Genomic DNA, 14,866 nt, shown 5'->3' on the forward strand with positions numbered 1-14,866 from the left:
AGTTATTGGCATGATAAATTAATTAAAGGAGTGATTTATTTTGAATAATTTAGATTTTAATAAAGATAATGTGTTAGTATGTGGTGAAGTAGATTCTTGTAAATCTTCATTTGTTCAGGATATTTATTATAATAGATTCTCAGAAGAGAAAGAGGTTTTTTTCTTTGATGAGTTTTTTAATGGAGTTGAATATAAACCAGAGAATCCTAGTCTAGGTGGAATAATTAAAATGAGAAATAATTCAATAGATGGGCTAAAGACTATTTTAATCAGTATAGTTATAGGTGGTAGAACAGGATTAACTTTAATAATTGATTTCTCTTTTGATATTTTAGTAGAAAATAATTGTTTAGATATGTTAAAGGATCTAACAAAATCAAGTAATGGATGCAATTTAATTATGACTTGTAGAGATTTTGAAGAATTAAAAGATTTTAATTTTGATCATATTTTAAGAGTTGATAATTAACTAATTTTAATTTATGTTTTAGAGTAGTGTTTTTAAAAAGTTATATAAATTTAAGTATTTATATTTTGAAAATATAAGTAACAAAGTATTTTAAAGTAAAATAAATTGGAAAATAAAACTTGTTGACATAATTCGACATAAGAATATATAATAATGCCGAGAAAACTAGTCCTTTAAATTTAGTACAGAGATACTAATAAGGTCGGAATATATACGGCAGATAAAATAATTAGATGTAGTAAATTATAGATATAAATTTACTATACCTAATTTTGAGTATTAACGACCTTTCTTAATAGAAGGGTCATTTTTATTTTATAAACAAGTACTGGTTTTCCTAAAGATAATATTTAGGAGGATATGAAAATGGAACAAAAGATAAGAGCAGAAGAAAGTATTAATGATCATGATTATGAGCTATCACATGTACATAGAAGGGATAAAAAAGGGTTCTTTTCAATGTTTGTGGTTATGCTTGGATTTACATTTTTTTCAGCAAGTATGCTTACAGGAGGAAATTTAGGGACGGGATTACCTCTTAAAGACTTCTTTATAGCAGTAATTATAGGTAATTTAATATTAGCTTGTTACACTGGAGCCTTAGCATATATAGGAGCTGATACAGGACTTTCAATGCATTTACTTGCTAGATATTCATTTGGGAAAAAAGGTTCATATTTAGCATCATTTATAACTAGTGTTACACAAATTGGTTGGTTTGGAGTTGGAATAGCAATGTTTGCAATACCTGTTGCAAATAGATTTAATATAAATTTATATTTACTAGTAGGTATCACAGGATTATTAATGACAGCAACGGCTTACTTTGGAATGAAGTCACTAACAATATTAAGTGCAATAGCAGTACCAGCAATAGCAGTCTTAGGTAGTACATCAGCAGCAATGGCAGCTAATTCAGTAGGTGGAGTTCAAGGATTAATGAATATTGAACCAACTAATAAAATGGCTTTAGTAACAGCAGTAACTTTATGTGTAGGTTCATTTATAAGTGGGGGAACTGCTACACCAGACTTTGCAAGATTTTCAAAAAATAAAAAAGTTGCTGTATCAACAACTGTTATAGCATTCTTTATAGGAAATTCATTAATGTTCTTATTTGGAGCAATAGGAGCAATGGTTACAGGAAACTCAGATATAGCAGATGTAATGTTCTCACAAGGTTTAATAATACCTGCAATATTAGTATTAGGACTTAATATTTGGACAACAAATGATAATGCAATATATACAGCAGGACTTGGTCTTTCTAATATAACTAAGTTACCTAAAAAGAAATTAGTAATTGTAAGTGGGTTAGTAGGAACTGTAGGAGCAATTTGGTTAAATAATAATTTTACGGCTTTCTTAACTTTTTTAAACTCAATGTTACCTCCAGTAGGTGGAATAATTATCGCTGATTTCTTCTTTATAAAGAAAAGAAAATATGATAACATTGAAAATACAAAATTCAAAGAAGTAAATTGGGTTGCTATAATAGCATTTTTAGCAGGGTTTATAGTAGCCAATGTTATAACAGTTGGAGTTATAGCATTAAATGCAATAATTACAACAATTTTAGTTTATGTAATAGGAACAAAAATAACTAATAAATAAGGTGATGATAATATGCTAATTAAAAATGTGAGACTTTTAGATAGAGAAGGATTATTTGATATAAGAATAGTAGATGGAAAGTTTAAAGAAATAGATAAAAATTTAAATGAATTAGAAAATGAAGAAATTATAGAAGGAAATGGAGCCTTAGCTTCAGCTCCTTTTATAGAACCACATATTCATTTAGATACAACTCTTACAGCTGGTGAGCCTAAATGGAATAAGAGTGGAACTCTTTTTGAAGGAATTGAAAGATGGTCAGAGAGAAAAGAGTTTTTAACTAAGGAAGATGTTAAAACTAGAGCAAAAAAAGCTATAGAATGGCAAGTAGCAAATGGAATTCAATTTATAAGAACTCATGTAGATGTTACGGATGAAAGCTTAATTGCATTAAAAGCAATGATAGAAGTAAGAGAGGAAGTAAAGAATTATGTTACATTACAAATAGTAGCATTTCCACAAGAAGGAATACTTTCATATCCTAATGGTTTAGAATTAGTAGAAGAAGCTATAAAGCTAGGAGCAGATGTAATAGGGGCAATACCTCACTTTGAATTTACAAGGGAGTATGGAGTAGAATCTATAAATAAGATTTTTGAATTAGCTAAAAAATATGATGTTTTAGTAGATGTTCACTGTGATGAAATAGATGATGAACAATCAAGATTTTTAGAAGTAGTGGCTGCAAGAGCTTTAGAAACAGGACTAAAAAATAAAGTAACAGCTAGTCATACTACTGCAATGGGATCTTATAATAATGCATACACATATAAGTTATTTAGATTATTAAAAATGTCTGGAATAAACTTTGTATCTAATCCTTTAGTAAATACACATCTTCAAGGAAGATTTGATACATATCCTAAGAGAAGAGGTATTACAAGAGTTAAAGAGCTTAATGAAGCAGGAATAAATGTATGTTTTGGACATGATGATATATTTGATCCATGGTACCCAATGGGGACAGGAAATATGTTAGAAGTAGTTCATTTTGGATTACATGTGTGTCAAATGATGGGATATGATGATATAAATGAATCTTTAAAATTTATATCAAGCAATAGTGCAAGAGCTTTAAATATTGAAGATAAATATGGAATAGAAATAGGTAAACCAGGTAATTTAATTTTATTAAATGCTGAAAGTGGTTATGATGCTGTTAGAAGAAGAGCTGAAGTTTTATATTCTATAAGAGAAGGAAAAGTTATAGCTAAAACCATTCCAAGTAAGGCATTTATAAATATAAATGAAGAAAAAGAAATTAATTTTAAAAAGTAGATTTATAAAAGAGCTAGATTAGATTCTAGCTCTTTTTTATTTTTTAGGAAATTATATATATGGAAAAAATGTAGATAATTTTATGAGAGTAGTAAAATTTGTAGTGTAAGAATTAGAATTTTAATAATTTCCTTCCTTCAGTTTGCAAAGAGATAAACATTGGGTGACGGAGACTTGGAGCGCATGCGACGGAGCAAGGAATATAATGTTTATCTCTTTTTTTATTTATAGTAAATAGAAGCCTTTTAATTGCAATACAAATATGTATCAAGAGATACTTTTTGTATTACCCTAACATGCCATAAACAAATACTAATTTTAAAAACTGTAAAATTAATACATAAGTGCATTAGTTTTTAATAAAGTAGTAGGAAAATAGGCTTTTTAAAACTAAAATTTTATAAAATATAGTGGAAATAATAAAGGAGAAAATATGAAAAAACAAGGCTATTAGTGAAATACAGAGGAAATATTATATATATATGAATTTTGGCGATGCTTGGCACATAACTTGCTTTTATAAATAGTAAATGAATGAGAGTTTAGGAGGATAAAGTGGATAAGGTAAAAACTATAGATAATGTAATAGAAAATATTAAAGATGGTATGGTTGTTATGATAGGTGGCTTTATGGGAGTTGGAACACCAGAATTTATAATTGATGCTATGATTGGAAAAAATGTAAAGTATTTAACTATTATAGCGAATGATAGTTCATTTCCTAATAAAGGTTTAGGTAGATTAATTGTTAATAAGCAAGTAAAGAAAATTATAACATCTCATATAGAATTAAATCCAGAAACAGGTAAACAAATGAATAGTGGTGAATTAGGTTTTAAATCTGGAAAAGGCTTTTTTGAATGGTCTAAAGAAGATATAGATAAATCTAATAAAGAACTTAGAGAATACTTAATTAAAGTAATTTACAATAAATAGAGAGTTTGATACTGTAGCTTTTTTGATATAAGTACATAATATAGTATTTGTACTTCCATCAAAATATAGAGTTATGGTATCTTCTTTTTTAGTCATAGAATTAGATATTTAGAAGGTTATATATAATGATCCTAGTTTATAAAAAATAGTTTCCATAAATTAATTTATTAAAAATTCATCTTTTAGGAAGAATATAATTAAGCATTATTTTGAAAGGATGATTTATATGGAAAAGGGAAAAATGGAATACTATAAAAATAAGCTTAATGAAGAAAAAAATAAAGTTAATGAAGTTATTAAACAATTAAATGATAATGGAATGACTAAATTTAATTCTGAAAGCGCCAGCGAATTATCATTTTATGATAATCATCCAGCTGACATGGGAAGTGAAAATTTTGAAGTGGAAAAGGGAAGAGCATTAGAGGCAAATGAAGCATCAATGTTATCTAAAATAAATGAAGCGCTTACAGCTGTAGAAGATGGAAGTTATGGAAAATGTAAAGTATGTGGTAAGGAGATTGATGAAGAAAGACTAGACTTTTTACCTTATGCAATAAATTGTATAAGCTGTGAAGATGTTATTAGTGATGTAAAAACTTATAATTCTAATCAGAGAGTAATAGAAGAAAGTGTAATTGGGAACCCATTTGGTCATAAATCTAGATATGGGGATAAAGATGAGGTAGAGTTTGATGAAGAAGATAGTTATCAAGCTGTAGGAAGATTTAATGAAGTAAAAAATTCACCTGAATATGACTATAGTTATAATGATGATAACAATTATGGTGATAATGATAGTAGTTACGTTGAAGAAATTGAAGGAATAAGTAACGAGCAATATAAAAATCAATTACCTGATTAGCACAGTATTTCTATATTAAAGTCATTAATTATAAGATTTTAAATAAAAACAGAAGATTTTAGTATGAAAATCTTCTGTTTTTATTACAATATATTAAAAAATTTTATTTAGTTTTAAAATTATACTCTGAAATCTTTATAATAATATTCCTTATCTCTATCTGTTATTTCTCTTAGGACTTTGCAAGGGTTTCCTACAGCAACAACATTTTCTGGAATATCTTTAGTTACAACACTACCAGCTCCTATAACAGAATTTCTTCCTATAGTTACACCAGGTAGTATAACTACATTAGAACCTATCCAAACATCGTCTTCAATTTTTACTGGAAATGAAAATTGCTCACCGTTTTTTCTAAGAGTAGGGTGAACAGGATGCCCTGTAACAGTTATAGTTACATTAGGTGCTATCATAACGTTATTTCCAATAAAGATTTCAATATCATCTACTAAAACAAGATTAAAATTAGCATAAAAATTATTACCAATATGAACATTTTTCCCATAAGCAACACGTAAAGGTGGTTCTATCCATATATTTTCACCAGCATGTCCAAATAACTTATGTAATATTTCTTTTCTTTTTTCTTCCTCGCTAGGTCTAGTATTATTATAATCATAAATTAATTCTTTACCTTTAAGTCTCTCTTTTATCAAATCTTCATAATTATCAATATAAATTAAACCTTTTCTCATCTTTTCTCGAATATCCATATAATACCTCCGTAATGTTTATATTTAAATACTAACATAGTTAAGAAGAAAATGGTAATAAGATTGATATTGTTTATATAAATAAAATAGAAGGTGATGTCTATACACCCCTTCTATTCCTTTAGAGAAATTGCTTTACCTACAGTTCCACCAAGCTTTTTCCAAAAATAATTATGTTCTTCTACAGCCTTAGAGAAATCATTATTTTCCCATCTATTAAGAACTTCTAGCAAATAATCTTTATCTGTATAATCAAATTTTTCAATAAAGCTTTTTAGAGATAATACATAGTCATTAGTTATTTCTATTTTTCCCCAGACTTGATTATCTGCTGCAATTATTTTTGTATTACTCATTCTATGAAGTATGTCATAAATATCATCAATAGAATAAGAAATATCTTCATTAACAACATCAGAATTATCCTTTGAAAGTTCTTTATCTAATTTTTTTATTTCAGATATATTAGATTTAGCTTTTAAATTACCAGAATCAATTTGTTTATAAACAAAAAATGAAAATATACTAATAGATATTAATGAAATAGTAGTCAATATTGTAATAAATATTCTATTTTTTAATAATACTTTTATATAAATTACCTCCTTAAATAGTAGTAACTTCATTATAATCCAAAATATGTAAAAATAAAAGGTCTATATTTATATCCGAACATGATTTTTAAATTAAATAAAGAATATATATTTATTAATTTATTTTGTTTAAATTTAGAAAAAATGTAGCGATTTAAATAAGACAAGTATAAAATTATAATATAGCTTATAATAAAGTTTTTAAAGATATAAAGGAGGAAGTAGATTGAAGAATGTAAAAGAAAAAATTTGTCCAGTTTGTGGTGAACAAATGAAAGTTTATGAATATGCTTATGATAATAATCAATATGGGAAAGAATACTATAAATGTAGTGAGTGTGGGCATAAAGAAAATACTATGAATTAGTAATTATATAAAATATGAAGTATAGATTGATATAAATATTTATTTATATTGTACATAAGAAATTATTAATATAAAATATAGTTAAAGTATAAATTTGGAAGGAATTTACTATGTATATGTTTGATTTATTTTCATTTATTTTTCCAATATTTTTTATAGTATTTATAGTTTTTTTTATATTTGCAATTATAAAGAGTATTCAGGAATGGAATTACAATAATAAACAACCTATTACACCAGTAGAAGCAACAATTGTATCAAAAAGAGCATCAGTATCACATAATAATCATGAGAATCATATGTCAACATCGACTACTTATTATACAACATTTGAATTTATTAATGGTGAAAGGTTAGAGCTTAAGATGTCAGGAAGAGAATATGGATTATTAGCAGAAGGTGATAAAGGTATATTATCTTTCCAAGGAACACGATTTATAGATTTTAAAAGAAAATAGAAATTACTAATTAAGTTGATAACTATAACAAGGAAATTATAAAAATATTTTTATAATTTCCTTTTTTATTTAGTTATTGCATTGAGTATTTTTGTTTAGTTTGTTGAATTTTTTGATTTTCAGCTTGTTCAGCTGGATACCATCCTTTAGACTCCATCTTTTTATATATTTCATGTTGAGTTTTTAAAGTTTCGCATAATAAATCATGAAAAACTTGGTGTATATTCTCTGTAGAAGATTCACTAGTACCATGTAAATATAAATCAGAAGCACCTTTAGTTAATTGAAGAATATTTTCTAATGAGCATTTATCATCCATTTTGTAACACTCCTTTTATAGTAGAGAATATAGTTTACCAAATAATTCTTTATGTTTAGCTTCATATTGTGTAATTAAAGTTTTTAACTCAGAATCTTGTAGTTTAGTAGCAGTTTCTTTACAAATAGTTTCCATAAATTTTTCGTGACCTAAACCATCAGTTATGTATAATAATTCTTTTTCTGTCATATAAAATCACCTCCTAAATTAGTATTAGTATAGGTAAGAAAATATATTCTTGTAAAAATAGCAACTCATAAATTAAAATATCTTATTTTTTAACAAAATTTGCTATCATTTCATATTATAAATCATATAGAAATAAACAATCTTTATGGAGGGTTAAATGAAAAGCAAATTAATTAAAATTGCTTCAATAATGGCTTTAGTAGGAATAACAACTTTAAGTTTAGTTTCTTGTACTAAGAAAACTGTCGATACAACAAAAGAATTAACAAAAATTAGGTTGAATGAAGTAGTAAGATCAGTATTTTATGCTCCTATGTACGTAGCAATAAATGAAGGATTTTTTGAAGAAGAAGGATTAGAAATAGACTTATCAACAGGTCAAGGTGCAGATAAAACAATGCAGCAAGTTCTAAGTAAAAATGCTGACATTGGATTCTGTGGACCTGAGCAAACTGTATACATTAATAATCAAGGTAGAGAGGATTATCCGGTTCTTTTTGCACAATTAACTCAAACAGATGGAGCTTTTTTAGTTGGAAGGGAAGCTAAAGAAGATTTTAAATGGTCTGATTTAAAGGGAGCTGAAATAATAGGTGGAAGGCCTGGTGGAGTTCCAGAAATGGCTTTTGAATATGCACTTAAATTAAATGGTTTAGATCCTAAAACTGATGTAAATATGGTAACTAATATTGATTTTACAGCTACATCAGGTGCTTTTAAAGCTGGAACAGGAGAGTATGTTACACTATTTGAACCAACAGCTTCCATGCTTGAAAAAGAAGGCACTGGAAAAATAATTACATCTATAGGTAGAGAGGTTGGAGATTTACCATACACTTGTTTTTTCGCCACTAAGTCTTATATGGATAAAAATCCAGAGATAATTCAAAGTTTTACTAATGCAATTTATAAAGGACAACAATGGGTTGAAACTCATAGTAATGAAGAAATAGCTGATTCAATAATTTCTTTCTTTCCAGGAACAGATAAAGATATTATTGTTTCTGTAGTTAAAAACTATAAAGAAATAGATGCTATTGCAACTAAACCTACAATAGAAGAAGAGGATTTAACAAGATTAATGGATGTTATAGAAAGCTATGATAGTAGTTTACTATCTGATAGGCCTGATTTTAACAAAATAGTTAATAATAGTTTTGCAGAAGAATCAATGAAAAAATAGCATTTAGTGGCTGCCCTTATGGGCAGCTATCTGTACATATAGAAAGGAGTTTTACAAATGAGTTTAATAAATATTTCAAATATTAGCTTAACCTATCATTCTTTAAAAACAGAAACAAAGGCTATAAACAATTTAAATTTTTCTATTGAAAAAGGAGAATTCGTAAGTATAATTGGACCATCAGGTTGTGGAAAATCAACCTTATTAAATATAATTAGTGGTTTATTAAAGCCATCAGAAGGACAAGTTATTTATAATGATGAGAATATTAAAAATAGATTAGATAAAATGGGATATATGTTTCAAAAAGACTATTTATTTGAATGGCTTTCAGTAATAAGTAATGTAATGCTTGGCCTTAAAATTAAAAAATTAGATACAGAAGAAAATATTAAAAGAGCAGAAGTTCTTTTAGAAAATTATCAATTAGGTAGATTTAAAAATCATAAGCCAGCAGAGTTATCAGGAGGTATGAGACAAAGGGTAGCTTTAATAAGAACATTAGCATTAAATCCAGATGTGTTACTTCTAGATGAACCTTTTTCTGCGTTAGATTATCAAACTAGATTAAAGGTTTGTGATGATGTAAAAGAAATAATAAAAAGAGAAAATAAAACTGCTATAATGGTAACCCATGATTTAGGAGAAGCTATATCTATTTCTGATAGAATAATAGTTCTTACTAAAAGACCAGCAGGAATAAAGCTTGATATAAAAATAGATTTTAAAAATAAGGAAGCAACTCCATTTCAAAGAAGAAAAGAAGCTGAGTTTAATGAATATTTTAATATATTATGGAAGGAGCTGGACATAGTTAATGAGTAATGAACATTTAGAATATATAAAAAAAGTTAAAAAGGAATTAATAAGCATTACTATGTTTAGAATTGCTATTCTAGTAATTTTTATAGCATTATGGGAAGTATTAGCTAGGTTAAATATATTAGATCCCTTTTTAACATCTAGTCCTAGTAGAATATTAAATTCTTTAATATCATTTATTAAAGAAGGAACTTTATTTAGTCACATACTAATAACTTGTTATGAAACTATTTTAGGATTTACATTAGGAACAGTACTCGGAGCTATAATTGCAATAATTTTATGGGCGTCTCCTTTCGTATCAAAGGTGTTAGATCCATACTTAGTAGTATTAAATGCATTACCTAAGGTTGCATTAGCTCCAATAGTAATATTTTGGGTTGGTAATGGAATGACGGCAATAATAGTTATAGCACTTCTTATATCAATAGTTACAACTATAATTACTGTTTTAACTGGATTTAATGAAGTGGATAAAGGTAAATTAAAACTTATGGAAACATTACAAGCATCCAAATTTCAAACACTTAAGTATTTAGTTTTTCCTGCTAATATCCAAGTTATAATATCGGCACTTAAAATAAATGTAGGTTTGTCTTGGGTTGGAGTTATTATGGGAGAGTTCTTAGTTGCAAGAAAAGGCTTAGGATTTTTAATTGTTTATGGTGGACAAATATCACAGTTAGATATGGTAATGATGAGTATTGTTATACTTTCGGTAATAGCTTTTATAATGTATAAGGCTGTATCAAAATTAGAAGAAAAATTAATAAATATAAATTAAGAAAATTAATAATACTACTAATACTGTCAAAATAGTATTAGTAGTATTAAAATGTAACAAAATATTAATTGTAAATATAGCGGATTTTTGTTAAAATCAAATATATATATGAAAACATATTAAATATGTTATTTTGGAGGGAGTTATGAAAGAAGTAAAAAGACTTTTTTCTAAGTTTAATATAGGTTTGAAATCGTTTTTTAAAAGATTTAATAATATATTTAAGCCGGTTTATAAAAGTTTAAAGAGTATATTAAAAAAAATAGGAGATAAATACAAAAAAGTAAATTCAAAAAATAAATATGTTGAACCAATAGTTGTTATAACAGCATCATGTCTTTTTGTACTTGCTATGATTTTAAGTATTAATTCATTTACAACTATAGAAGAAGTTAACATAACTAAAAATTCAGCGGAACAGCTATATTATCAAAATAAATATGATGAGGCTATAGAAGAATATAAAAAGATGCAAATTGAGGATAGTTGGCCAGAATGGACCGTAAAAATTGCTGATATATATTCTTTAATGGGAGAGATTGATAAATCTAATACTTTACTAAAAGAGGTTATTGTAAAAAGGGATAAAATAGTAAAAGAAGAAGGATATAATAAAGTAGTGGAAAAGGATATAGAATTAATAAATTCTATGTTATTCACATTTAATTTAAATGGACAATATGAAGATGCTATATCTTTTGGTGCTGATTATATTAGTGAATATGGAGAAAATAAAGACATATTAAAAACTATGTTTATGTCATGCATTGCTGAAGGTAATACTAATAAAGCAGAGGCAATTTTAGAAGAGTATTCAGTAGATGAAAAATCTGCTTATGATCTTTCAGTATTAGCTAATATGAACATAGTATTAGGGAAGTGGGATAGTGGTATAGAACTACTTAAAAAAGCATGGGGTTTAGATGAAAATGAATTAGAGATATATTATGTAATAGAAAGTGCATATGAATTTGATAAATCATCTTTAATTAAAGAGCTTGAAACTAAATCAAAGGATTTAAATGAAGATTCATATAAAGTTTTTTTAGCTCTTGCTTATTCGATGGAAAAGACTGAAGCAAATAAATCACTCGATTTAATCGATAAGTTAGAGCTTGAAGGAATAAATAATATTGGTACTGATTATGTAAAATATATAGCAAATAAAAATTTAAATAATAAAGAAGAAGCTGTTAAAAATTTAGATGATGCAATAGATAAACAAAAGAGTATTAATAAAGAATCCTATACGACATATTATTTATCATCATTAAGAGCAATAAATAATGGAAATTATGATGAAGCTTTGGTATATGCTAAAAAGAGTATTAATGCAAATGATAACTATTCAGAAAGTTATGGTATATTAATTCCTGAAATTTTAAAAAATAAAAATAATTTTAATCCTGTGGAAGTATATTATAGGGAAGCATTAAAAAGAGAACCTTTTAATTATAAAATAATAGTAAATTTAGCTGATTATTATAGCACATACGCATCTAATAATGATAAGGCTATAGATTATTATAATCTTGGATTAAGTTTTAATAATAATGAAATACTTTATAGTAAAATAGTAGATATATATATAAAAGATAATAAAATTGATGAAGCTATAGAGATTTTAGAAAATGCAATTGATATAAATGAGGATGATAAAGTTTATTATAGAACACTTGGTGCATTATATCTAGATAAAGGTATATATGAGGAAGGTATTGAGCTTACTCGTAAAGCATACTCAATGGATGAAAAAGATTCAATTGCATTAAATAATGCAGCTTGGTATTATATGGTTGTAGAAAATGATATATCAAGAGGATACGATAATATTAAGGCAGCGTATACAGAAATGTCAGCAGCATTAGATGAAGAAATAAAGGGAAAATTAATTGAGAATTACAATAATGCAAAAGTAATTTATGAAGAGTTCTTAAATGATAATGAGAAAGAATTTGATAAAAAAGGAATTAAATTAATTTATTAAAAGTGCTTTTTAGCACTTTTTTTATAAATAAAATAAAATTGCATAAGTATGGAGGGGTTTTATGAGAAAATATAAAAAAATCATATTAATTATAATTCTTGTTTTTATTATTTTTACATTATTTTTTAGAAATAAATTTAAAGATGAATTATATATAGAAAAATGGGATAACATCTACAATGATAATAATATTGAGTTTTTTTATAGTGATAAAGACGATGATAAGATAAAGATATTAAAACAAACTTATAATTTAGAGTCAAAGGTTAAAGAGGAAAGAGATTTAGTTAAAAAGGCAATTAAAGTTTCAGAAGTATTAAATGAAATAATAAGTTTTGATGATATAGAAAGTTCTGATAAAATAAATGGTTTTGATATTTTAAATGATAAAAATGGAAGTAAGAAAGCATCGGCTAGAGATCTTGGAATAATTTATAGAGATTTTCTTGCAAGTTTAGGATATACATCTAGACTTGGAGAATTTAAAAGATCTAATGTTTCATTTAATAAGGAAAAATCTTATTATGTAGTAGAATTTTGGAGTAAAGAATATAATAAATGGATAATGATAGATTTTATTGATAGAGGTTATTTTGATAATGGTGGATTTCCTTGTAGTTCAATGGAATTATTAGATATAGATGTAAGAAATTTAAATTATACAGGAAATAGTAAAAGAAGTGATTATATTCCAATGCTTAAGAAAGTTTTATATACCTATACAATAAGTATAGATAATACTTCAACTATGAAAAAAAGTAATAGTTATATAACTTATATAAAGAATGAAAATGATATAACTTTAAAGTTTAAGGGTAAATATTTACCACCAACAATATTTACTGAAAATAAAGATTTAATGAATAAAAATCCAATAGAAAATATAATTAAAGATGATGAAAAAGCTTATATAGTTATAATGAAGAAACAAGAAAAAAGCGAAGAAATTAATGAAAAGGAAAAATCCTTTATAATAGGAGGATTTAAGAATGGAAAGATATTGGATGAGTATTATATAAGTGAAAATAATGGAGAATTTATTAATGTTAGTAAATATAAAGATATTGTTATTTCAGAAGGAAATAATAATATTAAGTTATCACTAAATGGAACAGATGTGATAAGTAGTATTGAAATTAAATTTAAATAATGAAATTTTAAGTATTTATATAATGGACAGCTTTTATATATCAAGGTATAATAATTTTGTTGTAGGACAAGAAGTTATAAGGGAGGAAAAATAATGGGTTTAGATTTTATCTACATATTTAAAGCTATAATAATAGCTATAGTAGAAGGATTAACAGAGTTTGTACCAGTATCTTCAACTGGACATATGATCTTAGTAGGAAGTTTAATTGGATTTAGAACGGGAGCACCCGGAGCAGAGGAATTTGCTAAAATGTTTGAAGTTGTAATACAACTAGGAGCTATACTTGCAGTTGTTGTTTTATATTGGAATAAGTTATGGGGAGCAGTTGTAGAGTTTTTTACTTTTATATTTACATTAGGCAAAAAAGGTGAAAAAGGTTTTAAATTTGGAATGAACGTATTAATAGGTTCAATTCCAGCTTTAATAGTTGGATTAACTTTATATGATAATATAAAAGATTTATTTAAACCTTCAGCTGTAGTGGTTGGTTTTATAGTAGGTGGTATATTATTAATAGTGATAGAAAATAGATTTAGAAATAAAGTTTCTAAAAGAGGTAATATAGCAACTACAGATGTATTTGATATAACTCCAATACAAGCCTTAAAGGTTGGATTATTTCAAGTCTTAGCTATGTGGCCTGGTATGTCAAGAAGTGCATCTACTATAATGGGTGGATGGATTGCAGGACTTTCAACGCCTGTAGCTGCAGAATTTTCATTTTTCTTAGCTGTACCAGCTATGATAGGATCTTCTGCTATAGATTTATTTAATTATGATTTTTCACAAATGAATTCTACTTTTATAGTAGCGTTAATAGTAGGTTTTATAGTGGCATTTATAATATCAATAGTTGTTATGGATATGTTTGTAAGTTACTTAAAGAAGAAACCAATGAGAATATTTGCTATCTATAGAGTCATTGCAGGAATAGTATTATTTGCATTATCACTTGCAGGAATAGTAACTTTAACAATATAAAATTAGAATATTTAATAAAATATATTATAAATATAGATATAGATATAGGAAAGTTAAAATAATAGCTATCCTATATCTTTTTTAATGTATAGACCAGTTATAAAAAGTCAATACTTTTTTAAAAAATTCTTTTATTAAATAAGGGTATACTTAAG

16 protein-coding genes and 1 pseudogene are annotated in these 14,866 nt (G+C 26.1%); 13 read left to right on the forward strand and 4 right to left on the reverse strand.

Annotated features, from left to right (window positions below; genetic code table 11):
* Positions 1-40 precede the first annotated feature (40 nt).
* From H9660_RS07155 to H9660_RS07175, 5 genes and pseudogenes are all read left to right on the forward strand, one after another.
* Positions 41-469, forward strand: coding sequence for a hypothetical protein (locus H9660_RS07155; protein ID WP_191749685.1), 429 nt, complete (start codon positions 41-43; stop codon positions 467-469).
* A 366-nt stretch (positions 470-835) separates the two neighbouring features.
* Positions 836-2,083, forward strand: a complete 1,248-nt coding sequence (gene codB, locus H9660_RS07160) for a cytosine permease (protein WP_207729437.1) — start codon at positions 836-838, stop codon at positions 2,081-2,083.
* Positions 2,084-2,095: 12 nt separating this feature from the next.
* Positions 2,096-3,361, forward strand: coding sequence for a cytosine deaminase (gene codA, locus H9660_RS07165; protein WP_191749686.1), 1,266 nt, complete (start codon positions 2,096-2,098; stop codon positions 3,359-3,361).
* Between the two features lie 555 nt (positions 3,362-3,916).
* Positions 3,917-4,192, forward strand: a pseudogene (locus H9660_RS07170) (CoA-transferase); the annotation flags it as partial.
* A 331-nt stretch (positions 4,193-4,523) separates the two neighbouring features.
* Positions 4,524-5,162 (forward strand): TraR/DksA C4-type zinc finger protein, encoded by a 639-nt coding sequence (locus H9660_RS07175; RefSeq protein ID WP_191749688.1) that lies wholly within the window; start codon positions 4,524-4,526, stop codon positions 5,160-5,162.
* Between the two features lie 119 nt (positions 5,163-5,281).
* On the opposite strand, the gene H9660_RS07180 is transcribed toward H9660_RS07175, so the two are convergent.
* Together H9660_RS07180 and H9660_RS07185 are read right to left on the reverse strand one after the other, a co-directional pair.
* Positions 5,282-5,875, reverse strand: coding sequence for a maltose acetyltransferase domain-containing protein (locus tag H9660_RS07180; protein ID WP_191749689.1), 594 nt, complete (start codon positions 5,873-5,875; stop codon positions 5,282-5,284).
* Positions 5,876-5,988: 113 nt separating this feature from the next.
* Positions 5,989-6,501 (reverse strand): DUF6241 domain-containing protein, encoded by a 513-nt coding sequence (locus H9660_RS07185; protein ID WP_191749690.1) that lies wholly within the window; start codon positions 6,499-6,501, stop codon positions 5,989-5,991.
* A 193-nt stretch (positions 6,502-6,694) separates the two neighbouring features.
* Between H9660_RS07185 and H9660_RS07190 the strand changes: the two genes are divergently transcribed.
* On the forward strand, positions 6,695-6,835 hold the full coding sequence (locus H9660_RS07190; RefSeq protein WP_191749691.1) for a hypothetical protein: 141 nt from the start codon (positions 6,695-6,697) through the stop codon (positions 6,833-6,835).
* A 110-nt stretch (positions 6,836-6,945) separates the two neighbouring features.
* Positions 6,946-7,293: a DUF2500 domain-containing protein gene (locus H9660_RS07195; RefSeq protein WP_191749692.1), complete on the forward strand. Its 348-nt coding sequence runs from the start codon at positions 6,946-6,948 to the stop codon at positions 7,291-7,293.
* A gap of 73 nt (positions 7,294-7,366) precedes the next feature.
* On the opposite strand, the gene H9660_RS07200 is transcribed toward H9660_RS07195, so the two are convergent.
* Both H9660_RS07200 and H9660_RS07205 read right to left on the reverse strand, forming a co-directional pair.
* On the reverse strand, positions 7,367-7,612 hold the full coding sequence (locus tag H9660_RS07200; protein WP_191749693.1) for a spore coat protein: 246 nt from the start codon (positions 7,610-7,612) through the stop codon (positions 7,367-7,369).
* Positions 7,613-7,627: 15 nt separating this feature from the next.
* Positions 7,628-7,801 carry a hypothetical protein gene (locus tag H9660_RS07205; RefSeq protein WP_191749694.1) on the reverse strand — a complete coding sequence of 58 codons (174 nt, stop codon included), beginning with the start codon at positions 7,799-7,801 and terminating at the stop codon, positions 7,628-7,630.
* Positions 7,802-7,958: 157 nt separating this feature from the next.
* Here H9660_RS07205 and H9660_RS07210 point away from each other — a divergent pair, with 157 nt between their 5' ends.
* The 6 genes from H9660_RS07210 to H9660_RS07235 all read left to right on the forward strand — a co-directional run bounded on the left by H9660_RS07210 (position 7,959) and on the right by H9660_RS07235 (position 14,711).
* Positions 7,959-8,984, forward strand: a complete 1,026-nt coding sequence (locus tag H9660_RS07210; RefSeq protein ID WP_191749695.1) for an ABC transporter substrate-binding protein — start codon at positions 7,959-7,961, stop codon at positions 8,982-8,984.
* Positions 8,985-9,041: 57 nt separating this feature from the next.
* Positions 9,042-9,809 carry an ABC transporter ATP-binding protein gene (locus tag H9660_RS07215; RefSeq protein WP_191749696.1) on the forward strand — a complete coding sequence of 256 codons (768 nt, stop codon included), beginning with the start codon at positions 9,042-9,044 and terminating at the stop codon, positions 9,807-9,809.
* Positions 9,802-10,590 (forward strand): ABC transporter permease, encoded by a 789-nt coding sequence (locus H9660_RS07220; protein ID WP_191749697.1) that lies wholly within the window; start codon positions 9,802-9,804, stop codon positions 10,588-10,590. The genes H9660_RS07215 and H9660_RS07220 overlap by 8 nt, the downstream gene beginning before the upstream one ends.
* A 145-nt stretch (positions 10,591-10,735) precedes the next feature.
* Positions 10,736-12,577, forward strand: a complete 1,842-nt coding sequence (locus H9660_RS07225) for a tetratricopeptide repeat protein (protein ID WP_191749698.1) — start codon at positions 10,736-10,738, stop codon at positions 12,575-12,577.
* A gap of 61 nt (positions 12,578-12,638) precedes the next feature.
* Entirely contained in the window at positions 12,639-13,727 is a 1,089-nt protein-coding gene (locus tag H9660_RS07230; protein WP_191749699.1) for a hypothetical protein, read from the forward strand.
* A 93-nt stretch (positions 13,728-13,820) separates the two neighbouring features.
* Positions 13,821-14,711, forward strand: a complete 891-nt coding sequence (locus tag H9660_RS07235; protein ID WP_191749700.1) for an undecaprenyl-diphosphate phosphatase — start codon at positions 13,821-13,823, stop codon at positions 14,709-14,711.
* Positions 14,712-14,866 lie beyond the last annotated feature (155 nt).

Source organism: Clostridium gallinarum (genome assembly GCF_014836325.1).
GTDB lineage: Bacteria > Bacillota > Clostridia > Clostridiales > Clostridiaceae > Clostridium > Clostridium gallinarum.

Excerpts from the sequence above, each read along its gene's own strand:
- codB (WP_207729437.1), top strand. The coding sequence starts at position 836 with ATGGAACAAAAGATAAGAGCAGAAGAAAGTATTAATGATCATGATTAT.
- codA (WP_191749686.1), top strand. The coding sequence starts at position 2,096 with ATGCTAATTAAAAATGTGAGACTTTTAGATAGAGAAGGATTATTTGAT.
- H9660_RS07175 (WP_191749688.1), top strand. The coding sequence starts at position 4,524 with ATGGAAAAGGGAAAAATGGAATACTATAAAAATAAGCTTAATGAAGAA.
- H9660_RS07180 (WP_191749689.1), bottom strand. The coding sequence starts at position 5,875 with ATGGATATTCGAGAAAAGATGAGAAAAGGTTTAATTTATATTGATAAT.
- H9660_RS07185 (WP_191749690.1), bottom strand. The coding sequence starts at position 6,501 with ATGAAGTTACTACTATTTAAGGAGGTAATTTATATAAAAGTATTATTA.
- H9660_RS07195 (WP_191749692.1), top strand. The coding sequence starts at position 6,946 with ATGTATATGTTTGATTTATTTTCATTTATTTTTCCAATATTTTTTATA.
- H9660_RS07200 (WP_191749693.1), bottom strand. The coding sequence starts at position 7,612 with ATGGATGATAAATGCTCATTAGAAAATATTCTTCAATTAACTAAAGGT.
- H9660_RS07205 (WP_191749694.1), bottom strand. The coding sequence starts at position 7,801 with ATGACAGAAAAAGAATTATTATACATAACTGATGGTTTAGGTCACGAA.
- H9660_RS07210 (WP_191749695.1), top strand. The coding sequence starts at position 7,959 with ATGAAAAGCAAATTAATTAAAATTGCTTCAATAATGGCTTTAGTAGGA.
- H9660_RS07215 (WP_191749696.1), top strand. The coding sequence starts at position 9,042 with ATGAGTTTAATAAATATTTCAAATATTAGCTTAACCTATCATTCTTTA.
- H9660_RS07220 (WP_191749697.1), top strand. The coding sequence starts at position 9,802 with ATGAGTAATGAACATTTAGAATATATAAAAAAAGTTAAAAAGGAATTA.
- H9660_RS07225 (WP_191749698.1), top strand. The coding sequence starts at position 10,736 with ATGAAAGAAGTAAAAAGACTTTTTTCTAAGTTTAATATAGGTTTGAAA.
- H9660_RS07230 (WP_191749699.1), top strand. The coding sequence starts at position 12,639 with ATGAGAAAATATAAAAAAATCATATTAATTATAATTCTTGTTTTTATT.
- H9660_RS07235 (WP_191749700.1), top strand. The coding sequence starts at position 13,821 with ATGGGTTTAGATTTTATCTACATATTTAAAGCTATAATAATAGCTATA.